The organism is Streptomyces sp. NPDC044719 (genome assembly GCF_056433405.1).
In genome coordinates, this window is the sequence record NZ_JBWKHE010000001.1 from 1,168,829 (window position 1) to 1,190,748 (window position 21,920).

Sequence of the window (21,920 nt, forward strand, 5' to 3'; positions counted from 1 at the left end):
CCACATTCACTCACCCCAGAGGATCGCTGCATGCCTGGCATCACGCGCGAGGAGGTCGCCCACCTCGCCCGGCTGGCGCGTCTGGAGCTGAAGCCCGAAGAGCTCGAGCACTTCGCGGGACAGCTGGACGACATCATCGGCGCGGTCGCACGCGTCAGTGAGGTCGCCGACCAAGACGTACCGCCGACCTCGCACCCGCTCCCGCTGACGAACGTCATGCGCGTGGACGAGGTCCGTCCGTCGCTCACCCCCGAGCAGGCGCTCTCCGGCGCCCCGGCCCAGGAGCAGCAGCGTTTCAAGGTGCCGCAGATCCTGGGGGAGGACTAAGAAGTCATGACGGACATCATCAAGCTCACCGCGGCCGAGACCGCCGCGAAGATCGCCTCCGGCGAGCTCACCGCGGTGCAGGTCACCGAGGCCCACCTCGCCCGCATCGAGGCCGTCGACGAGAAGGTGCACGCCTTCCTGCACGTCGACCGCGAGGGCGCTCTCGCCCAGGCCCGTGCCGTCGACGAGAAGCGCGCCAAGGGGGAGAAGCTCGGTCCGCTGGCCGGTGTCCCCCTGGCGCTCAAGGACATCTTCACCACCGAGGGGATCCCGACCACGGTCGGCTCGAAGATCCTCGAGGGCTGGATCCCGCCGTACGACGCGACGCTCACCCAGCGCCTGAAGGCCGCCGACGTCGTCATCCTCGGCAAGACCAACATGGACGAGTTCGCCATGGGGTCGAGCACGGAGAACAGCGCGTACGGCCCGACCGGCAACCCCTGGGACCTCACCAAGATCCCCGGCGGCTCCGGTGGCGGCTCCTCCGCCGCGCTCGCCTCCTTCCAGGCCCCGCTCGCCATCGGCACCGACACCGGCGGCTCCATCCGGCAGCCCGCCGCCGTCACCGGCACGGTCGGTGTGAAGCCGACGTACGGCGCGGTGTCCCGCTACGGCATGGTCGCCTTCTCGTCCTCCCTCGACCAGGGCGGCCCCTGCGCCCGCACGGTCCTGGACGCGGCCCTGCTGCACGAGGTCATCGCCGGGCACGACCCGCTCGACTCGACCTCCATCGACGAGCCCGTCCCGGCGGTCGTCGAGGCCGCCCGCAACGGCAGCGTCGAGGGCATGCGCGTCGGTGTCGTCAAGCAGTTCCGCGGCGAGGGCTACCAGGCCGGCGTCATCCAGCGTTTCGACGAGTCCGTCGCGCTGCTGAAGGAGCTGGGCGCTGAGATCGTCGAGCTGGACTGCCCGTCCTTCGACCTCGCGCTGTCGGCGTACTACCTGATCGCGCCGTCCGAGTGCTCCTCCAACCTCGCCCGTTTCGACGGCCTGCGCTACGGCCTGCGGACCGGCGACGACGGCTCGCACTCCGCCGAGGAGGTCACCTCCCTCACCCGTGAGGCCGGCTTCGGCCCCGAGGTCAAGCGCCGCATCATGCTCGGCACGTACGCCCTGTCGAGCGGCTACTACGACGCCTACTACGGCAGTGCCCAGAAGGTCCGCACGCTGATCAAGCAGGACTTCGACAAGGCGTTCGAGCAGGTCGACGTCATCGTCTCGCCGACGACCCCGACCACCGCCTTCGCGATCGGCGAGCGCGCCGACGACCCGATGGCGATGTACCTCGCCGACCTGTGCACCATCCCGACCAACCTGGCGGGCAACGCGGCCATGTCGCTGCCGTGCGGTCTCGCCCCGGAGGACAACCTCCCGGTCGGCCTGCAGATCATCGCCCCGGTCATGAAGGACGACCGCCTTTACAAGGTGGGAGCCGCCGTCGAGGCCGCCTTCGTGGAAAAGTGGGGCCACCCGCTGATCGAGGAGGCTCCGTCGCTGTGAGTGCACTGACCAAGGCCAAGGGCTTCAAGAAGTCCAAGTCCGGCACGTACCTGTCCATGGCCGGGACCGCGTTCGGCGCGATCGGCGTCGCCAAGCGGCTGAAGAAGGCCCGCGCCGAGCAGGACACGCTGGTCCTGATCGACGCCACCGTGTCCGCCGTCGCCATCGTCACCGGCCTCGCCATCCTCTACCGCGAGCTGAAGCGGCTGGGCGACGACGACGTCCTGCTGGGCTGAGAGGGAAGTACTCACCGTGACCACCACGACCGACCTGGTGTCGTACGAGGACGCACTCGCGTCGTACGACCCCGTCATGGGCCTCGAGGTCCATGTCGAACTCGGCACCAAGACCAAGATGTTCTGCGGCTGCTCGACCGCGCTCGGCCAGGACGCCAACACGCAGACCTGCCCGGTCTGCCTCGGCATGCCCGGCGCGCTGCCGGTCGTCAACGCGACCGGCGTCGAGTCCGCGATCAAGATCGGCCTCGCGCTGAACTGCGAGATCGCCGAATGGTGCCGCTTCGCCCGGAAGAACTACTTCTATCCGGACATGCCGAAGAACTTCCAGACCTCCCAGTACGACGAGCCGATCGCCTTCAACGGCTACCTCGACGTACAGCTGGAGGACGGCGAGACCTTCCGCGTGGAGATCGAGCGCGCCCACATGGAGGAGGACACCGGCAAGTCGACGCACGTCGGCGGCGCCACCGGCCGTATCCACGGCGCGTCCCACTCGCTGCTGGACTACAACCGTGCCGGCATCCCGCTCATCGAGATCGTCACCAAGCCGATCGAGGGCGCGGGCGAGCGCGCTCCCGAGGTCGCGCGGGCCTACGTCCGTGAGCTGCGCGAGCTCATCAAGGCGCTCGGCGTCTCCGAGGCCCGGATGGAGATGGGCCAGATGCGCTGCGACGTGAACCTGTCGCTGCGCCCGAACGGCACCGAGAAGTTCGGCACGCGCTCGGAGACGAAGAACGTCAACTCGCTGCGGTCCGTGGAGCGCGCGGCCCGCTTCGAGATCCAGCGGCACGCGGCCGTGCTGTCCTCCGGCGGCACGATCATCCAGGAGACCCGGCACTTCCACGAGGACACGGGGTCGACGACCTCGGGCCGAGTGAAGGAGGAGGCCGAGGACTACCGGTACTTCCCGGAGCCCGACCTGGTCCCGGTGGCCCCGTCGCGCGAGTGGGTCGAGGAGATCCGCGCCGGTCTGCCCGAGCTGCCCCTGGTCCGCCGCAACCGGCTCCGCGAGGAGTGGGGCGTCTCGGCCACCGACATGCAGGCGATCCTCAACGCCGGTGCGCTGGAGCCGATCGTCGCCACGATCGAGGCCGGGGCGGACGCCGCCTCCGCCCGCAAGTGGTGGATGGGCGAGCTGGCCCGCAGCGCCAACGAGTCGGGAAAGGCCCTCGACGAGCTGGCGATCACGCCGGCGCAGGTGGCCCGGGTCACCGAGCTCGTCACGAAGGGCGACCTGAACGACAAGCTGGCCCGGCAGGTCATCGAGGGCGTCCTCGCGGGTGAGGGCACCCCGGACGAGGTCGTCGACAAGCGCGGTCTGAAGGTCGTCTCCGACGAGGGGGCGCTGACGGCGGCCGTCGACGAGGCCATCGCCGGCAACCCGGGCGTCGCGGACAAGATCCGCGGCGGCAAGGTGGCCGCGGCCGGTGCCCTGGTCGGCGCGGTCATGAAGGCGACCCGTGGCCAGGCCGACGCGGCACGCGTCAAGGAGCTGATTCTGGAGAAGCTGGGCGTCAGCGAGGGCTGACCCCCGCGGACCCGACAGGGGGGATGCACCGGAGACCCGGCGCATCCCCCCTGTGCGTGTGCTCTACAGGCGGCGTCCCACGACCCGGACGAAGCCCAGATTCGCGCCCTGGTCGAGACGCAGCATCTCGGCGCACTGGCCGGCCATCCGGATGTGCCACTCGTCCGTGTGCTCGTCGGCGACGACCTCGCACCAGCGCAGCCAGTCGCGCCAGCCGTCCTCGAGCCAGTCGGCCGTCTCGACCTGCACGGCCCCGCTGCGGGTCCAGTGGCGCTGCCACCAGGCGGCGGTGTGGAAGCACCAGAAATCAGGCTCCCAGAACGGCTTGAGGTGCTCCGGCGGCTCGACGCCTTCGATCTCCTCGCGCAGCGCGGGTACGACGACACCGATCGGCCCGCCGGGCTTCAGCAGCCGCGTCAGCTCGGGCAGGTACAGGTCGTTCGTGCCGAAGTACTGGTAGGCGTCGACGGAGACGATCGCGTCGAAGCTGCCCTCGCCGAACGGCAGGTCGTGCGCCTCGGCGAGCACGGGCAGGACACGGTCGGCCACGCCCGCCTCGGCGATGCGCCGGGCGTTCTCGCTCGGCTTGACCCACAGGTCGGCGGCCGTGACCTGAACGTCGTACTCCTTGGCGAGGAAGATCGACGTCATGGCGCGACCGCAGCCCAGGTCGAGCACGCGCGAGCCGGGGCTCAGGGTGTCGAGCCCCAGGGCCGGGGCCAGCCACTCCAGCAGCCAGAGCGCGTGCGGGCCCATCTGGTTGTCAATGGTCCAGCGGGCGTCGTAGCGGTTGCTGCGCGGGTATCCGGGGTGGTCGGTGCGGTCAGAGAGGGGGTCGTTCGAGGTCCGGGAAGTGATGTCCGACATCGGTGAACGGGCTCCTTGAGTCCTTGAGGAGGAAAGGGGATGCGGAGGAGCTCGGTCGGACCGTCAAACAATGCACCTGCTTCGGCCGGGCGGCGGGCTGCCGCGGGCGTTTCCTCGGACCGGCGGACGCTAACAGGGGGCCGCACGACCCCGCACCCGGTTTTCGTTCACGACGCGCTACCGTCTCGGCCATGAGTGGACGCGCTGATTCCGGCACCGACGCGGAGATAGCGGACTCGGAGACGGCCGCCGTTCAGGAAGCCGACCGGGACGAGGAGCCGGACGATCCGGCCGACGCTGCCGCCGACGTTCCGGACGATGATCCGGACGACGCCGCCGACGATGATCCGGACGATGACGATGACGATGACGATGACGATGACGAGGGCGAGGGCGAGGGCGAGGGCGAGGACGCGCGGCGGGCCCGGTGGACCGCGGCCGGGACCGGCGCTCTGCTGACCCTCGCGGGCCTGGCAGCGGCGCTGCTCCGTCTCACCCGCCCCGCCCCGGCGCTCGTCCCGGCGGCGTACGCCTGCGGGGCGCTCGTGTGCGCCGGCGCCGCCGTGCTGGGCTCCCGGGGACGCACTCGGCGGGCGCTGTGGCTGCTGATCGCGGGAACCATGGTGATGGCCCTGGGGGACCAGTTCGACTGATCACGGCCGTTGTGAACAAGCCCACGAAAGCGACAAACGATCTCGTCCGCCTGTAAGAGTGGCTTCGCATTGCTCATGCGTTCTTTGCTGGATGTTCAGGTCATGGACGACTGCTCCCGGCCAAGGATCCACAAAAAGTCACCCCGGGAGCACGATTCGTGGCAGCCCTAGCACGCTGGTGTGTCCAACGCCGTCTGGTCACCGTTCTGCTGTGGCTCCTCGCCTGCGCGGGGGTGGCCGCGGGCGCCGCCGTCGCCGGCTCCGCGTACTCGAACGACTACCAGGTCCCCGGCACCGAGTCGGGCCGCGCCACCGAGCTGCTGCATGAGGGCTTCCCCCAGCTCGGCGGCGACAGCGACACCGTCGTCTGGCACACCACGTCCGGCACCGTCCGCGCCGCCGACGTAGAGCAGACCATGACCCGCACCCTGGACCGGGTCGAGAACCTGCCCGGCGTGGCCTCCGTGACCAGCCCCTACGACGGGCCGGGCACGGGCCGCATCAGCGAGGACGCCCGCACGGCGTACGCCACGATCACCTTCGACGACCGGGCCGAGGACATCGACCAGGGCGAGGCCAGGGCCGTCGTCGACACCGCGAAGAGCGCGGAGACCGACGGGCTCCAGGTGGAGCTGGGCGGCAGCGCCGTCGCCCTCACCCAGTCCTCCGGAGGGCACGTCGCCGAGATCGTCGGCGTAATCGTCGCCGCGGTCGTGCTGTTCCTCGCCTTCGGCTCGCTCGCCGCCTCCCTGCTGCCCATCGCCACCGCACTGGTCGGCGTCGGCACCGCCTACGCCGGGATCGTGCTGCTCGGGCACGCCATGACCGTCGCCGACTTCGCCCCCATGCTCGGCATGCTGATCGGGCTCGGCGTCGGCATCGACTACGCGCTGTTCATCGTGACGCGGCACCGGCGCGGGCTGAAACGCGGTCTTTCGGTCACCGAGGCGGCCACGAACGCCGTCGCCACCACGGGACGGGCGGTGGTCTTCGCGGGTGCCACCGTTTGCATCGCCTTGCTCGGCATGCTGATCCTGCGGCTGAGCTTCCTCAACGGCGTCGCCATCGCGGCCAGCCTGACCGTGGTCCTCACCGTCGCGGCCTCCGTGACCCTGCTACCCGCCCTGCTGTCCTTCATCGGCACCCGTGCGCTCAGCCGCCGTGAACGCCGCCGTCTGGCGGAGCACGGGCCCGAACCGGAACTGCCCACCGGCTTCGCCGCCCGCTGGTCGGCGTTCGTGGAGCGCCACCCCAAGGTGCTCGGCGCGGTCGCCCTGGTCGTCATGGCCGTCCTCGCACTGCCCACGTTCTCCCTGCACCTGGGCACCTCCGACCAGGGCAACGACCCCAAGGCGGCCACCACCCGCCAGGCCTACGACCTGCTCGCCGACGGGTTCGGGCCCGGGGTGAACGGCCCGCTCACCCTCGTCACCAAGGTCGACGGAGCCGACGACAAGCTCGCCCTGGACAACCTCGACGGCACGCTCCGGGCCACCGACGGCGTCGCCTCGGTCACCCCGGTGACCTTCGACTCCGGCGGTCACACCGCGTACCTGACCGTCGTACCGGAGTCCTCGCCGCAGTCGAAGCAGACCAGCGACCTCGTCGACCGGCTGCGCGGCGAGGTGCTGCCGCGCGCCGAGACAGGCACCTCGCTCGACGTGCACGTCGGCGGCATGACGGCCGGCTACGACGACTTCGCCGACGTCATCGTCTCCAAGCTGCCCGTCTTCGTCGGGGTCGTCATCGGCCTGGGCTGTCTGCTGCTCCTGCTCGCCTTCCGGTCCGTCGGCATCCCGCTGAAGGCCGCCGCGATGAACGTCGCCGCCGTGGCCTCCGCCTTCGGGGTGGTGGTCGCGATGTTCCAGTGGGGCTGGGGCAGCGAACTGCTCGGCCTCGGCAGCGCGGGCCCCATCGAGCCCTTCCTGCCGGTGATCATGGTGTCGGTGCTCTTCGGCCTCTCCATGGACTACCAGGTGTTCCTGGTCAGCCGCATGTACGAGGAGTGGCTGGAGACCGGCGACAACCGGCGTGCCGTGCGCGTCGGCCTCGCCGAGACCAGCCGGGTGATCAACTCGGCGGCGGTCATCATGATCTCCGTCTTCCTGGCCTTCGTCCTCAGCGGCGACCGTGTGATCGCCATGTTCGGCATCGCCCTGGCCGCCGCCGTCGCCCTCGACGCCTTCGTCCTGCGCACGCTCCTCGTCCCCGCCCTGATGCACATGCTCGGCGGCGCCAACTGGTGGCTGCCCCGATGGCTCGACAAGCGCCTGCCGCGGATCAGCATCGAACCGCCCGAGGCCCGGGCCGCCCATGAGAGGCTGGCCGCCGCGACGGACGCCGAGATGGCGGACGTCCTGGCGGAGGAGGAGCGGCAGCGGGATGTACGCGATATCCCTGGGTGACGACGCGGAGCTGAGGCCCCTGGAGCCCTGGCACGCCGAGGAGTTCTTCGCGCACCTGGAGCGGGGGCGGGAGTTCATCGGGCAGTACATCCCGTTCGGGACGACCGAGACGGACCCGGCCTCGGCCCGGGCGAAGCTCCAGCTGTACGCCGACATGCGCGCCGCCGACACGGGGTCACTGCACGGCCTGTGGCTGGAGGGCAAGCTCGTGGGCGGCGTGCTGCTCCTGAACTTCGACGCCGCGTCCGGCAACTGTGAGGTCGGCTGCTGGCTGGAGCCCGCAGGGACGGGCCGTGGCCTGGTCACCCGGGCGATGCGCGTCCTCATCGACTGGGCGGTCGAAGAGCGCGGTATTCACCGGATCGAGTGGGTCGCCGCCTCGGGAAATCAGCCCAGTCTGAACGTGGCCCAGCGCCTCGGCATGACCCGCGACGGTGTGCGACGCGAGGCGCACCCCTATCGTGGCGTACGGCACGATCTCGAAGTCTGGTCGGTGCTGGCGCCCGAGTGGCGCGCCGCACGCGCGCGTGCCGCTCACGACGATCATTAAGAGACTTCTCAGACAGCGACTTTACGGTGCGAGACATGGCAACGAACGCAGTGGACGAGACCAAGGCCACCGAGGCCACGACCGAGAAGGCGGTGGACACCACCGAGTCCGACGAGGCGACCCGGACCGAGGCCCCGGCCGAGACCGAGGTCGTCGAGACAGAGGTCGCCGAGACCGTCGCCGAGACCAAGGAGGAGGCCCCCTCCGGCATCGGCCAGGGTGCCGCCGCCGTGGTCTCCGCCGCCCTGGGCGTCGTCTCGCTCACCGGCAGCTGGGTCGGCACGATCGCCGCGGCGCGCCAGAACCTGGTCGGTCAGCTGGAGACCGCACAGGGGGCGGGCGTGGCCCAGCAGATCCAGGCGGTCTACGGCGACGCCTGGCAGGCCACCGCCCTGTGGGGCGGCCTGTTCGCGGTGGTCGCGCTGGTCGTCGGCGTCGTGACGCTGGCCCGGCCCGCGTTCGGCACGCCCGGCAGGATCCAGGCCCCCTGGATCAAGTCCGTCGCCTGGGCGGGTGTCGCGCTCGGTGTCATCGGCCTGTTCCTGGCCGTCCTCAAGTACACCGGCATCCTGCTCGGACTGCCGTCCGCAGGCTGAGGCACCGCAGGTCCTGAGGGGTCTTAGGAGTTCCGTAAGCACCTTACGGAGCCCCTGGGGCCCCTCAGCCGTGTCTAAGGCACCGATCGCCGCCGAAGATGCGGAACTCTCCCGATGTGGCCGGCCCGCCTGGGAGACGAGAGTGAAGCCATCACGGAGAAACCCTCCGTGACCGGCCTCTCACCAAGGACACACACATGTACGAGTACGAGCTCCAGCAGCTGCGCACCGCCGAACTCATCCGCCGGGCCGACCACGAACGCCTGGTCCGCACGGCCACCCGGGCCCGCCGCGCCGCCCGCCGCCAAGCGGCCCGGAACGCCGCCGAGCACGAAAGCCATACCCGGGGCTTCCGCCGTACCCGGTCCGCCCGGGCCGCGTGAACGGCGGGGCGGCACCGGCCGCCGCGGCCGTTCACCCCGACGCGGGGGCCGGCGATCCGGCCGTTCGCACAGGATCGCCGACCGCAGTGGCCGGCGATCCGGACGTTCGCAGGGGAACGCCGGCCGTTGCTCCGGCTGTCCGCGGGAAATCCGGTGCCGCGTCGTCGGACGCGCATGCGATGCTCGGGGCCGTGGAGACCAGGTCCGTCAGCCCCGTGTTCGTCGGCCGTGCCGAGGAGTTGGGCACGCTGCACGACGCGCTCGCCCGCTCCCGCGAGGGCGAGCCGCAGGCCCTGCTCATCGGCGGGGAGGCCGGAGTCGGCAAGACCCGCCTGGTCGAGGAGTTCGCCGCCGCCGCCCGCCGCCGGGGGGCGGTCGTCGCACTGGGCGGCTGTGTGGAGATCGGCGCCGACGGACTGCCCTTCGCGCCGTTCTCCACCGCGCTGCGCGCCCTGCGCCGCGAACTCCCCGGCGAGCTGGCCGCCGCGGCCGCCGGACAGGAGGAGGAGCTGGCCCGGCTGCTGCCCGAGCTGGGCGAGTCGGGCACCGGACGGCACGACGAGGACGGCATGGCCCGCCTCTTCGAGCTCACCGCACGCCTGCTGGAGCGCATCGCCGCCGATCACACGGTCGTCCTCGCCCTGGAGGACCTGCACTGGGCCGACGCCTCCACCCGTCACCTGCTCGCCTATCTCTTCCGCACCCTGCGCACCGGCAGCCTCGTCGTCCTCGCCACCTACCGCTCCGACGACATCCACCGCCGCCACCCGCTCAGGCCCCTGCTCGCCGAACTCGACCGGCTCCGCACCGTCCGCCGCGTCGAACTCGCCCGCTTCAGCCGCGAGGAGGTGTGCCGCCAGGTCGCCGGCATCCTGGCCACCGAACCCGACCCGGACCGCATCGACGCGATCTTCGAACGCTCCGACGGCAACGCCTTCTTCGTCGAGGAACTCGCCGTCGCCTGCCACGAGGGCTGCCGCACGGGCCTGACCGACTCCCTGCGCGACCTGCTGCTCGTCCGCGTGGAAGGGCTGCCGGAGTCCGCCCAGCAGGTCGCCCGGATCGTCGCCGAGGGCGGCTCCACCGTCGAGTACCGGCTGCTGGCCGCCGTCGCCCGGCTCTCCGAGGACGAACTCATCGACGCGCTGCGGGCCGCCGTGAACGCCAGCATCCTCACCCCCGCACCCGGCGGTGACGGCTACCGCTTCCGCCACTCCCTGGTCCGTGAGGCCGTCAGCGACGACCTCCTCCCCGGCGAACGCTCCCGCCTCAACCGCCGCTACGCCGAAGCCCTGGAGACCGACCCGAGTCTCGTCCCCGCCGACCAGCGCGCGGCCCGCCTGGCCAGCTACTGGTACCACGCCCACGACCCCGCCAAGGCCCTGCCCGCCGTCCTCGACGCCGCCGTCGAGGCCCGCCACCGCCACGCCTACGCCGAGCAACTGAGGCTGCTGGAACGGGCCATGGAACTGTGGGACACCGCCCCCGACGCCGTACGTCGCACCCTGCGCCCCGTCGACTACGCCGAGGTCTACCCTCCCTGCGGCTGCGACCCGGCCACCACCCCGCTGCGCCACCTCGACCTCCTGGCCGAGGCCGCCGTGGCCGGACGGCTCTGCGGGGAGCGCGAACGCGCTCTGAAGATCACCAAGCGGGCGCTGCGCCTGCTGGACGACGAGGACGACCCCCTGCGGGCCGCCTGGTTCTGGATCCAGCGCTCCCGGCTGGTGCAGAGCCTCGCCCGCGGCGACGGCCGGCAGGAGATCGCCGCCGCACAGGAACTGGTGAGGGGCCTGCCGCCGTCCGAGGTGCACGCCGAGGTGTTCGCCACGGCCGCCCACTGGTCGATGCTCCACGAGCCCGGCCCGGAAGCGCTGACGGCCGCCGAGCGGGCCGTCGAGTACGCGCGCATGGTGAGCGCCGAGGCCATCGAGGCCAACGCCCGGCTCACCCTCGGCGGCCTCATGGTCGACGCCGGGCAGATCGAGGCCGGGCTCACGCACATGTACGAGATCAGGGACGAGGTGGTCGCCCGGAGCCTCGCGTCGATCGTGGGCCGCAGCCATGTGAACCTGCCCTCCGTCCTCGAAGGCGTCGGCCGTTCCGAGGAGTCCGTCGACATCCTGCGCGAGGGCCTGCGGCTCACCGGGGCGATGGGCCTGCGGGTCGCCGAGGCCTGGATCTGGAGCAACCTCGCGGAGTCGCTCATCTCGCTGGGCCGCTGGGACGAGGCCGTCGAAGCCGCCGGCAACGCCCAGCGGCGCGGGCAGACGGCCGGGCCGCACGGCTCCGGCGCCAACAGCCTGGCGTTCCTCGCGCTCGCCCGCGGCCGGCTGCCCGAGGCCGCCCGCCACCTCGCCGAGGGCCGCGCCGCCTACGGCCCGCACGACCCCATGCCGCAGCACGACCTCCCGGTCTCCTGCCTCACCATCGCCCTCGCCGTCGCCGAGGGCCGTCTCCCCGACGCCCGCGCCGAACTGGCCAGCACCCTGGCCTCCGGCTTCCCGCCCGGCACCCAGCGCTACGCCTGGCCGCTGCTGCTCGAAGCGGCCACCGCGGAGGCCGACGCCCGGGCCCTGCCCGCCGCGAGGGACGGCCGCGCGGAGGCCCTGGACGGCATCTTCAGGGCCGCCAAGCGCCTCACCACCAACGCCCCCGTCTGGCTGGCCCACGAGCAGTGGGTCCGCGCCGAACTCCAGCGCGCCGAGGGCCGGAGCACCCCGGAGATCTGGTCGCGGGTGGTCTCCGCCTTCGAACCCCTGGAGCGGCCCTACGACCTCGCCCGCGTCCGGTACCGACTGGCCGAGTCCCTGCTGACGGGCGGCGGCGAGGACGAGCGCGACCGCGCCACGGAGCTGCTGCGCCTCGCCCACGCCGTCGCCCGGCACCTCGACGCCGGGCCCCTGGCCGAGTCCGCCACCGCGCTCGCCCAGCGCGCCCGCCTCCCGCTCACGCCCGTGCCGAAACCGGTCCTCGCCTCCGCCGACCCCGCCGAGGCGCTCGGCCTCACCAGCCGCGAACGGGACGTGCTGCGCCTGGTCGCCGTCGGCCACACCAACCGCCGGATAGCCGAGGAACTGTTCATCTCCCCGAAGACCGCGAGTGTCCACGTCTCCAACATCCTGGCGAAACTCGGTGTCTCCGGGCGCGGCGAGGCGGCGGCGGTGGCGCACCGGCTGGAACTGTTTCCGGCGGAATCCGTCCTGCCCGGCCCGGCGGGCTGAGGCATACGCTGTAAGGGACGTCGGGGGAGTCGTGGCCAGGGAGGCCTTGTGTTCAACGTGTTCGAGGAACTGTTCTCACCCGGCCGCAAACACACCCGTGACGAGCAGAACCGCCTGGAACTGACCCGCGAGGACACCGGCGACGGCGATCCCGGACGCGGCCCGATAGACCTGTCGTCCGGGAAGGTCGTCGTACGCCCGCCGGCTGAGCCGGAGACCACCGAGGAGTGAGCGGGGGCTACTTCACCCGCAACTCCAGAATCCGGTCGTCCCCGTCCTTCGGGCTGCCCCGGCCGTCCGTGTTGCTGGTCACGAGCCACAACCGGTCGCCGCCCGCCGGGACCACCGTGCGCAGCCGGCCGTACTCGCCGTCCAGGAAGGCCTGCGGATCGGCCGAGGCCTCCGTGCCGTTCAGCGGGACGCGCCACAGCCGCTTGCCGCGCAGGCCCGCCATCCAGATCGACCCCTCGGCGTAGGCGATGCCGCTGGGTGACGCCTCGGCCGTGGTCCACTGGTCGATCGGGTTGTGGAAGTCCCCGTCGCCCGACCTGCCCTCGGCCTCCGGCCAGCCGTAGTTGTCGCCCGGCTTGATCGCGTTGAGCTCGTCCCAGGTGTCCTGGCCGAACTCCGAGGCGAAGAGCCGCTGCTTGGTGTCCCAGGCGAGGCCCTGCACATTGCGGTGGCCGTACGAGTACACCGGCGAGCCGGAGAACGGGTTGCCCGGCGCCGGCTCGCCCTCCGGGGTCAGACGCAGGATCTTGCCGCCCACGGAGTCCTTGTCCTGGGACAGGCCGGTGTCGCCGCTCTCGCCGGTGCCGACGTAGAGCATCTTGTCCGGGCCGAACTCGATCCGGCCGCCGTTGTGGATGAAGCCCTTGGGGATGCCCTTGAAGACCGTGTCGGGAGCGCCCAGCTGCTCGCCGGAGGGCTTCTTCTCGTCGTACAGCATCCGGACGATCCGGTTGTCCGAGGCCGAGGTGAAGTACGCGTAGACCATGTGGTCCGAGGCATAGTCGGGTGACAGGGCGATGCCCAGCAGGCCGCCCTCGCCGGCGGCCGATACGCCCGGCACCTCGCCCAGCTCGGTCTTCTTGCCGGTCTTCTCGTCGACCCGGACGATCGTCCCGTCGTCCCGGGAGGAGACGAGCAGCCCGCCGCCCGGCAGGGGAGCGAGGCCCCAGGGGGAGTCCAGGCCCTCGGCGACGGTGCGCACCACCTCGACCGAGCCCTTGGCGGGAGGTGTCTCTTCGGCGGCCTGCCGCGGCGGCGCGGAGGACTGCGGTGTCGTACGGCCGGGGGAGGCGCCCTCGTCCGAGCCGGTCGATCCTCCGCCGTCGGAGGAGCAGCCGGCCGTCAGCAGGAGCGCGGCGGCGGCCAACACGGCCGGGACGGCTCGACGTTGCACGATCATGGTCCCTTCGACGCGGCGGGGTTCTCCTTGTCATACACCGCTCGCGCCTCACAAGTTCCCGATCGCCGAACCCCGAACCGAGAACAGGGGGCCTGGGCGGGTTTGTGCCGTAGCCCCCGGGGGGCCGGATACGGCTCAGTCCCACGACCCCTGTGCCCGGGGCAGCTCCGCCACTTCCCGCAAGTTGTCCGGCGTCAGGCGAAGGGTGGCCGCGGCCGCGTTCTCGGTGACCCAGCGCTCCTGCTTCGTGCCCGGAACGGGGACCACGTGCGGGCCCTGGGCGAGGACCCAGGCGAGGGCGACCTGGGCGGGGGTGACGTGCTCGCCGTGGCGGCGGGCCACGCGGCGCAGGCCCGCGACGATCGGCTGGTTCGCGGCCATCATCTCGCCCGTGAAACGGGGGTGCCGGGCGCGCAGGTCATCGGCCTCGAAGCCCGCGCCGGTCCGCAGTCTGCCGGTCAGATAGCCGTTGCCGAGCGGCATCGCGGCGAGGAAGCCGACGCCCCGCGTCCGGCACCACGGCAGCAGGGTCTCCAGCGCCTCGGGCGACCACACCGACAGTTCCGCCTCCACCGCGCTCACCGGGAAGACCTGCTGCACCCGCTCCAGCTGCCGTATCGTCGCGTCGTGCAGCCGGGCCCCGCCGCGACGGCCGGCCCGCGCGCCGACCGCGCACAGGCCGAGCGCCCGCACCTTCCCGGCCTGGACGAGCTCCGCCATCGCGCCCCACGTCTCCTCGACGGGCACCTCCGGGTCGGCCCGGTGCAGCTGGTAGAGGTCTATGACGTCCGTCTGGAGGCGCCGCAGCGAGGCGTCGCAGGCACGTTTCACATACCCCGGGCGGCCGTTGGCGACGATGTGCTGGTCGCCCACGAGCAGACCGACCTTGGTCGACACGAACGCGTCGGACCGGCGCTCCTTCAACGCCCGCCCCACCAGCAGCTCGTTGGTGAAGGGGCCGTACATGTCCGCCGTGTCCAGCAGGGACGCGCCCAGGTCGAGCGCCCGGTGCACCGCCCTGAGCGACTCGTCGCCACGCTGGCGCGACGTGCTGTAAGCCCAGCTCATCGGCATGCACCCGAGTCCGACGGCCCCCACCGCGAGCGCCGCCGCGCCGATCGTCCTGCGCTCCACCTGGTCGTGACCCTCCCTGTTCCGGCCACCCCAACCTAACCTCTGCCGTCGCACGCTCCTGACATAGCCTCCAGAGCATGACTGCTGACGTGTGGCTGCCCATCCCGCCGGACGAGATCGAGGGGCTCCCCGAGGGGCCCGGCTACCGCTACTGGAACGGCGGGGACGAGTTCCCCGCGGACCCGGCGGACTGCGCCTTCTACGTCGTTCCCTACATGAAGCCCAGCCCGCTGTGCGTGCGCCCGATGCCGCAGATGAGCCACGTCCAGGTCGTGCAGACCCTCTCGGCCGGGATCGACCACGTGCAGCCCGGACTGCGGCACCTGCCTCCGGGCGTGCGGCTGTGCAACGCGCGCGGGGTGCACGAGGCCAGCACCGGAGAGCTCACCCTCGCGCTGATCCTGGCCTCGCTGCGCGGGATCCCCGACTTCGTCCGCGCCCAGGACCGCGGGGAGTGGCTCGGCGGATTCCGGCCCGCGCTTGCCGACAAGAACGTCCTCATCGTGGGATACGGATCGATCGGCGCGGCCATCGAGGACCGGCTCGTTCCGTTCGAGGTGGCGCGGGTGGCGCGCGTCGCGCGCTCCGAGCGCACCACGGCGCGCGGTCCGGTGCATCCGCTCACCGAACTCGCCTCCCTGCTGCCGGAAGCGGACATCGTCATCCTGTCCACGCCGCTCACGGAAACCACCCGTGGCCTGGCCGGGGCCGACTTCCTGTCCCGGATGAAGGACGGCGCGCTCCTGGTCAACGTGGCCCGCGGCCCCGTCGTCGACACCAAGGCCCTGCTCGCCGAGGTGGAGACCGGCCGCATCACCGCCGCCCTCGACGTCACCGACCCCGAGCCCCTGCCGCGCGAACACCCGTTGTGGCGTGCGCCGGGGGTACTCATCAGCCCCCACGTCGGCGGACCCACCTCCGCCTTCCTTCCGCGCGCCGAGCGGCTCCTGGTGGACCAGTTGAACCGTTATGTGAACCGGGAGCCGCTCCGCAACGTGATCCTTACGACGGGTGCATCAACAGGCTGAACCGACCTCGGGTACCGTCCGCAATCCTTCGGGTGCGGTGGGTACTCATATATCTGTTGATCGTCACGGAGCGTAGAGAACCTATGTCCCTGAGTGACGAGACTGGTGTATCGTCCCGACAGGGGCAGCGCCGGGGGACTTTCGGCGCCGGGGACGGACCTTTCGGACTGTGAGGGGGGCGACAGGCGATGCGCGGCCTATGGACGAGCGATCCGACGGGACGGGGCGGCCGGCGGCGACCCTGGCGGACGGCCGCGTTCAGACGCGGCCGGCACGCCGATCACGGCGGCCACCACACCCATCACAGTGATCACCGGCAAGCGGTACGGACCGGGAGGGTCCGGTGAGCGCGCCGCCGACCCCGATGCTGGACGGAGCGCTGCGGGCACAGCCTCCGTCACCGGGGGTGCTGCTGCCCCGCACGCCGGCCCGCGGCCATCGGCCGGGCCTGGCCCTCCAACTCGTCCTCGCCCTGGTCTGCGCGGGATACGCCGTCGGTTCCGCGCTCGGCTGGGGCTCGTCCCAAGTGGCCCTCGTCATGGGCGACTTCGGGCTGAGCGCCGCGGCGGCCACCGCCTCCGTCTCGTGCTTCCTCTACGCCCGCAACCGCCGCACCCGCTTTCGACCAGCCTGGCTGCTGTTCGGCCTCTCCTCGGCGATGGCGGCCCTCGGCAACCTGGTCTGGGGATGGTACGAGGTGGTCCTGGGACTGCCCGTGCCCAGCCCCAGCTACGCCGACCTGTTCTTCCTGTGCTTCGCGCCGCCCGCGATCGTCGGGCTGCTCGTCCTCGCCAAGCGGCCGGTGTCCAAGGCCGGCTGGGTCTGCCTCGGGCTGGACGCCTGGCTGATCGGCGGCTCGCTGCTCACCCTGGCGTGGAGCCTCGCCCTCGCCCAGGCCGCGAAGTCGGAAGGGCCAGGCGTGGCGCACACCGCGCTGTCGCTGGCCTACCCGCTGCTCGACATCGCGCTGGTCAGCATGGTCCTCGCGCTGCACTTCAGGCGGTCCGCCGGGAACCGCTCCGCGGTCAACACCGCCATCGGCGCGCTCGCGCTGACCGTGATGTGCGACGCCCTGTTCACCTCGCCGCTGATGCACCACGACTACCGCTCAGGCCAGCTGCTCGACGCGGGCTGGTTCGCCGGCTCGCTGCTCCTGGCGTACGCCCCGTGGGCCGCGCCCCGCACGCCGGACACCGACCGGCACGGCCCGGACCGCCAGAGCACGGCGGGGCACACCCGCGTGGTGCACGAGCACGTGCCCGGGCAGCGCGGCGCATCGCATCACCAGCCGCCCACGCCCGGAGGCGAGCTCGGCCGGTATCCGGCCGCCCGGCCCATCTCCGGCTCCCTCGCCGCCCTCACGCCGTATCTCGCGGCCGCCGTGTGCACGCTGGGGATCCTCTACAACGTCCTCAACGGCCGCAGCGTCGACCGCGTGGTCCTGCTGACCGGCGGCACGGTCGTGCTCGCGCTCGTCGTGCGCCAGGGCATCATGCTGCTCGACAACATCACCCTCACCCAGGAACTGGCGCAGAAGGAGAACCACTTCCGCTCCCTGGTGCAGGGCTCCAGCGACGTGATCATGATCGCGGCGCCCAGCGGTGTCCTCCGGTACGTCTCCCCGGCCGCCGCCGGTGTGTACGGCCGCTCGGCGGAGGACCTGGTCGGTACGGAACTGGCGAATCTCATCCACCCGGAGGACCTGGGCTGCGTCGTGCACGAGGCGCGCAGGTTCCTCGCCGCCGACCCGGTCGAGGAGACCACCACGCGTATCGAGTGCCGTTTCCGGTCGGGCGACGGAGGCTGGCTCAACGTCGAGTCGACCGTCAACCGCCATCACGGCGGCCTCATCTTCAACAGCAGGGACGTGACCGAAAGGGTCCGGCTCCAGGCCCAGTTGCAGCACAACGCCGAGCACGACCCGCTCACGGACCTGCCCAACCGCGCCCTGTTCACCAAGCGCGTCCAGCACGCGCTCTCGGGCCGCCGGGCCTCCGACCGGGGCGTGGCCCTGCGGAACACGGCCGTGCTGTTCATCGACCTCGACGGCTTCAAGGCCGTCAACGACACGATCGGGCACCAGGCGGGGGACGAGCTGCTCGTCCAGGCCGCCCGCAGACTCCAGGACTCCGTCCGGCAGGGCGACACCGCCTCCCGGCTGGGCGGCGACGAGTTCGCGGCCCTGATCGTCGGGGACAACACCCGCGACCGGGCCGCCCGGGAACGGCACATAGTGGAACTCGCCGACCGCCTCAGGGCGACGCTCTCCCAGCCGTACCTCATCGACGGCAACGATGTCCGTGTCAACGCCTCCATCGGCGTGGCCTTCGCGGAAGCGGGCCTCGGCGCCGGCGAGCTGCTGCGCAACGCCGACCTGGCCATGTACCGCGCCAAGGCCGGCGGCAAGGGCCGCGTCGAGCTGTACAAGCCGCAGATGCAGCAGGACGTGGTCCGCAAGGCGGAGCTCGCCACGCGCCTGCGGGCCGCACTGCACGACGGCGAGTTCGCCCTGCTGCACCAGCCGGTGGTCTGTCTGGAGGACGGCCGGATCACGTCGGTGTCCGCGCAGGCGCGCTGGCGCTCCTCGCAGGGGGTGCTCTTCACCCCGGCGGAATTCCTGCGCGTGGCCGAGGACAGCGACAAGACCGCCGAGCTGGGCCGGTGGATGATCGAGGAGGCAGTCGAGCAGGCCGCCGAGCGGCAGGCGACCGGGCTGTCCGTGCCGGTCGTCGTCCGGATGAGCGCCCGTCGGCTGCTGGACCGGTCGATGCCCCTCGGCTCGATCGAGGCACTGCTCACACGGCACGGGCTGCCGTCCGGGTCGCTGATCATCGAGCTGTCCGACGTCGGCCCGAAGGTCTCGACGGACGAGCTGGAGCGGCGTCTCGGCGCCCTGCGGCGGGTCGGCGTGCGGATCGCCCTCGACGGGTTCGGCAGCGACTGCGCGGCGATCACGGCCCTCAGGCGGCTCCCCGTCGACATCCTGAAACTCGACCGCGCCCTGGTCGAGGGTGTCGTCGAGTCCGCCCGGCTGTACAAGATCACCAGTGGGCTGCTGCGCATCGCCACCGATCTCGGGCTGAAGTCCGTGGCCGAGGGGGTGGACCTGCCCGAGCAGGTCGTCGCCCTGCGCTCGATGGGCTGTACGCACGGGCAGGGCATGGCGTTCTCCGGACCGCTCGACGAGTACCGGCTGCGCCGGGCACTGGCCGGCGGTCACTATCCGGTGCCGAACGGTCCTGCCGAGCCGGCGTTCGCGGGCGGTGCTCCGCGGGTGTACAGCTCGGGAGTGTCCGCCGTCATCGGAGGCGGTACGGCCCTACGCTCACATAATGAGACTCCCGTCCCACCCACTTGACAGTGAGTGTGTGCCGGGGGGAGGGTCTGTGCCATGCGCACCCGAATTCTCGTACTTGGAAAGCGCGTCGGCTGACGCTGAGCCTCGACCGCTCAGCGACCCCACCCGGCGCGCTCCCCTCGCTTGCCTTATGGCACGAGGGGTTTTTTGTTGCACAGGTGCCTTACGTGCAGCAGATGAAAACCGCACAAACCTCGCAAAAAACCCTCAGCATCTGAGAAGAGAATGCCGATGACCGAGCAGGCCACCGGGGCCCATCACCCGCAGCCCCGGCCCCGATCCGGAGGACACTCCGCCCCCGAGCAGGTGACGGGCGCGCAGTCCCTCATCCGCTCTCTCGAGGAGGTCGGCGCCGACACGGTATTCGGCATTCCCGGCGGGGCGATCCTTCCCGCCTACGACCCGCTGATGGACTCCACCAGGGTGCGCCACGTCCTGGTCCGGCACGAGCAGGGCGCCGGTCACGCCGCCACCGGCTACGCGCAGGCCACCGGCAAGGTCGGCGTCTGCATGGCCACTTCGGGCCCCGGCGCGACCAACCTGGTCACCCCGATCGCCGACGCGCACATGGACTCCGTGCCGCTGGTCGCGATCACCGGCCAGGTGGCGTCCAAGGCGATCGGCACGGACGCCTTCCAGGAGGCGGACATCGTCGGCATCACCATGCCGATCACCAAGCACAACTTCCTCGTCACCAAGGCCGAGGACATCCCGCGGATCATCGCGCAGGCCTTCCACATCGCCTCCACCGGCCGCCCCGGCCCGGTCCTGGTCGACATCGCCAAGGACGCCCTCCAGGCGAGGACCACCTTCTCCTGGCCGCCCGCCATGGACCTGCCCGGCTACCGCCCGGTGACCAAGCCGCACGCCAAGCAGATCCGCGAGGCAGCCAAGCTGATCACCCAGGCGAAGCGGCCCGTGCTCTACGTCGGCGGCGGCGTGCTCAAGGCCAAGGCCACCGCCGAGCTGAAGGTCCTCGCCGAGCTCACCGGCGCGCCCGTCACCACCACCCTGATGGCGCTCGGCGCGTTCCCCGACGACCACCAGCAGCACCTGGGCATGCCCGGCATGCACGGCTCCGTGGCCGCCGTCACCGGTCTGCAGAAGGCCGACCTGATCGTCGCCCTCGGCGCCCGCTTCGACGACCGCGTCACCGGCAAGCTGGACAGCTTCGCCCCCTTCGCCAAGATCGTCCACGCGGACATCGACCCGGCCGAGATCGGCAAGAACCGCGCCGCCGACGTGCCGATCGTCGGGGACGCCCGCGAGGTCATCGCCGACCTGATCCAGGCCGTCCAGAAGGAGCACAGCGAAGGCCACCAGGGCGATTACAGCGCCTGGTGGAAGGACCTGAGCCGCTGGCGCGACACCTACCCGCTCGGCTACGACCAGCCCGACGACGGCTCGCTCTCCCCGCAGCAGGTCATCCAGCGCATCGGACAGCTCGCGCCCGAGGGCACGATCTTCGCGGCGGGCGTCGGCCAGCACCAGATGTGGGCCGCCCACTTCATCGAGTACGACAAGCCGGGCACCTGGCTGAACTCCGGCGGCGCCGGAACCATGGGCTACGCCGTCCCGGCCGCCATGGGCGCCAAGGCCGGAGCACCCGAGCGGGCCGTCTGGGCCATCGACGGCGACGGCTGCTTCCAGATGACCAACCAGGAGCTCACCACCTGCGCCCTGAACAACATCCCGATCAAGGTCGCCGTCATCAACAACGGCGCCCTCGGGATGGTCCGCCAGTGGCAGACCCTCTTCTACAACCAGCGGTACTCCAACACCGTCCTGCACTCCGGCCCGGAAGACGTCAACCCGGACGCCCGCGGCACCCGCGTCCCCGACTTCGTGAAGCTGTCGGAGGCCATGGGCTGCTACGCCATCCGCTGTGAGTCCCCGGACGACCTCGACAAGGTCATCGAGGAGGCGAACTCGATCAACGACCGCCCGGTCGTCATCGACTTCATCGTCCACGAGGACGCGATGGTCTGGCCGATGGTCGCCGCCGGCACCTCCAACGACGAGATCATGGCCGCCCGGGACGTCCGCCCCGACTTCGGCGACAACGAAGACGACTGAGAGCCCCCAGGACTTTCAAGCAGAGGAAGCAGATCATGTCCAAGCACACGCTCTCCGTCCTGGTGGAGAACACCCCCGGCATCCTCGCCCGGATCGCCGCCCTGTTCTCCCGCCGCGGCTTCAACATCGACTCGCTCGCGGTCGGTGTCACCGAGCACCCCGACATCTCCCGCATCACCATCGTCGTCGGCGTGGAGGACCTGCCGCTGGAGCAGGTCACCAAGCAGCTCAACAAGCTCGTCAACGTGCTGAAGATCGTCGAGCTGGAGCCGTCTCAGGCGGTGCAGCGCGAACTCGTCCTGGTGAAGGTGCGCGCCGACAACGAGACGCGCTCCCAGATCGTCGAGATCGTCCAGCTGTTCCGCGCCAAGACCGTCGACGTCTCCCCGGAGGCCGTCACCATCGAGGCCACCGGATCCGGCGAGAAGCTGACCGCGATGCTCAAGATGCTGGAGCCGTACGGCATCAAGGAGCTCGTCCAGTCCGGCACGATCGCGATCGGCCGTGGTGCCCGTTCCATCACGGACCGGTCGCTGCGCGCCCTGGACCGGTCGGCGTAAGACCTGAATCGGGCGGTCGGCGCGCCGTCGGCCGCCCGTATTCCGAGACCCTCAGACTTCCCTTCCGCCCTCCGTCATACG

General features: G+C 71.3%; 18 protein-coding genes. 15 read left to right on the forward strand and 3 right to left on the reverse strand.

From position 1 onward, the window contains the following. The first annotated feature begins 30 nt into the window (after positions 1 to 30). Genes gatC through gatB form a run of 4 tightly spaced genes read left to right on the forward strand, consistent with a single transcriptional unit; the run spans position 31 to position 3,594 of the window. Positions 31 to 327 carry an Asp-tRNA(Asn)/Glu-tRNA(Gln) amidotransferase subunit GatC gene (gene gatC / locus AC07DF_RS05465; protein ID WP_031485327.1) on the forward strand — a complete coding sequence of 99 codons (297 nt, stop codon included), beginning with the start codon at positions 31 to 33 and terminating at the stop codon, positions 325 to 327. A 6-nt stretch (positions 328 to 333) separates the two neighbouring features. Further along, the gene (gene gatA, locus AC07DF_RS05470; RefSeq protein WP_478967125.1) at positions 334 to 1,827 is read left to right on the forward strand and encodes an Asp-tRNA(Asn)/Glu-tRNA(Gln) amidotransferase subunit GatA; all 1,494 of its coding nucleotides are present in this window, start codon (positions 334 to 336) and stop codon (positions 1,825 to 1,827) included. Further along, on the forward strand, positions 1,824 to 2,063 hold the full coding sequence (locus tag AC07DF_RS05475; protein WP_215118383.1) for a hypothetical protein: 240 nt from the start codon (positions 1,824 to 1,826) through the stop codon (positions 2,061 to 2,063). Before gatA ends, AC07DF_RS05475 begins: the two co-directional genes overlap by 4 nt. 16 nt (positions 2,064 to 2,079) lie before the next feature. After that, positions 2,080 to 3,594, forward strand: a complete 1,515-nt coding sequence (gene gatB / locus AC07DF_RS05480) for an Asp-tRNA(Asn)/Glu-tRNA(Gln) amidotransferase subunit GatB (protein WP_478967127.1) — start codon at positions 2,080 to 2,082, stop codon at positions 3,592 to 3,594. A 63-nt stretch (positions 3,595 to 3,657) separates the two neighbouring features. Here the strand turns inward: gatB and AC07DF_RS05485 are convergent, their stop codons facing one another. Next, positions 3,658 to 4,461: an SAM-dependent methyltransferase gene (locus tag AC07DF_RS05485; RefSeq protein ID WP_478967129.1), complete on the reverse strand. Its 804-nt coding sequence runs from the start codon at positions 4,459 to 4,461 to the stop codon at positions 3,658 to 3,660. Between the two features lie 191 nt (positions 4,462 to 4,652). Here AC07DF_RS05485 and AC07DF_RS05490 point away from each other — a divergent pair, with 191 nt between their 5' ends. The 7 genes from AC07DF_RS05490 (at position 4,653) to AC07DF_RS05520 (ending at position 12,503) form a co-directional block, all read left to right on the forward strand. Further along, positions 4,653 to 5,114 (forward strand): hypothetical protein, encoded by a 462-nt coding sequence (locus tag AC07DF_RS05490; protein ID WP_478967131.1) that lies wholly within the window; start codon positions 4,653 to 4,655, stop codon positions 5,112 to 5,114. Positions 5,115 to 5,272: 158 nt separating this feature from the next. Further along, entirely contained in the window at positions 5,273 to 7,519 is a 2,247-nt protein-coding gene (locus tag AC07DF_RS05495) for an MMPL family transporter (protein ID WP_478967133.1), read from the forward strand. Further along, the gene (locus tag AC07DF_RS05500; protein ID WP_478967135.1) at positions 7,497 to 8,069 is read left to right on the forward strand and encodes a GNAT family N-acetyltransferase; all 573 of its coding nucleotides are present in this window, start codon (positions 7,497 to 7,499) and stop codon (positions 8,067 to 8,069) included. The genes AC07DF_RS05495 and AC07DF_RS05500 overlap by 23 nt, the downstream gene beginning before the upstream one ends. A gap of 35 nt (positions 8,070 to 8,104) precedes the next feature. After that, positions 8,105 to 8,665, forward strand: coding sequence for a hypothetical protein (locus AC07DF_RS05505; protein ID WP_478967137.1), 561 nt, complete (start codon positions 8,105 to 8,107; stop codon positions 8,663 to 8,665). 197 nt (positions 8,666 to 8,862) lie between these two features. After that, on the forward strand, positions 8,863 to 9,048 hold the full coding sequence (locus tag AC07DF_RS05510) for a hypothetical protein (protein ID WP_478967139.1): 186 nt from the start codon (positions 8,863 to 8,865) through the stop codon (positions 9,046 to 9,048). Positions 9,049 to 9,227: 179 nt separating this feature from the next. Further along, a complete protein-coding gene (locus AC07DF_RS05515) occupies positions 9,228 to 12,272 on the forward strand; it encodes a helix-turn-helix transcriptional regulator (protein ID WP_478967141.1) in 3,045 nt (1,014 codons plus the stop codon). A gap of 48 nt (positions 12,273 to 12,320) precedes the next feature. Further along, a complete protein-coding gene (locus AC07DF_RS05520) occupies positions 12,321 to 12,503 on the forward strand; it encodes a DUF6191 domain-containing protein (protein WP_478967143.1) in 183 nt (60 codons plus the stop codon). A gap of 7 nt (positions 12,504 to 12,510) precedes the next feature. On the opposite strand, the gene AC07DF_RS05525 is transcribed toward AC07DF_RS05520, so the two are convergent. Both AC07DF_RS05525 and AC07DF_RS05530 read right to left on the reverse strand, forming a co-directional pair. After that, the gene (locus tag AC07DF_RS05525; protein WP_478967145.1) at positions 12,511 to 13,683 is read right to left on the reverse strand and encodes a PQQ-dependent sugar dehydrogenase; all 1,173 of its coding nucleotides are present in this window, start codon (positions 13,681 to 13,683) and stop codon (positions 12,511 to 12,513) included. Between the two features lie 135 nt (positions 13,684 to 13,818). Further along, the gene (locus AC07DF_RS05530) at positions 13,819 to 14,817 is read right to left on the reverse strand and encodes an aldo/keto reductase (protein ID WP_478967147.1); all 999 of its coding nucleotides are present in this window, start codon (positions 14,815 to 14,817) and stop codon (positions 13,819 to 13,821) included. Between the two features lie 77 nt (positions 14,818 to 14,894). Between AC07DF_RS05530 and AC07DF_RS05535 the strand changes: the two genes are divergently transcribed. From AC07DF_RS05535 to ilvN, 4 genes are all read left to right on the forward strand, one after another. Beyond that, entirely contained in the window at positions 14,895 to 15,845 is a 951-nt protein-coding gene (locus AC07DF_RS05535; RefSeq protein WP_478967149.1) for a 2-hydroxyacid dehydrogenase, read from the forward strand. A gap of 343 nt (positions 15,846 to 16,188) precedes the next feature. After that, the gene (locus tag AC07DF_RS05540; RefSeq protein WP_478967151.1) at positions 16,189 to 19,203 is read left to right on the forward strand and encodes a putative bifunctional diguanylate cyclase/phosphodiesterase; all 3,015 of its coding nucleotides are present in this window, start codon (positions 16,189 to 16,191) and stop codon (positions 19,201 to 19,203) included. Positions 19,204 to 19,428: 225 nt separating this feature from the next. Then, entirely contained in the window at positions 19,429 to 21,279 is a 1,851-nt protein-coding gene (locus tag AC07DF_RS05545; protein ID WP_478967153.1) for an acetolactate synthase large subunit, read from the forward strand. Positions 21,280 to 21,314: 35 nt separating this feature from the next. Further along, on the forward strand, positions 21,315 to 21,839 hold the full coding sequence (ilvN, locus tag AC07DF_RS05550; protein WP_003993148.1) for an acetolactate synthase small subunit: 525 nt from the start codon (positions 21,315 to 21,317) through the stop codon (positions 21,837 to 21,839). The last annotated feature ends 81 nt before the right edge of the window (positions 21,840 to 21,920 follow it).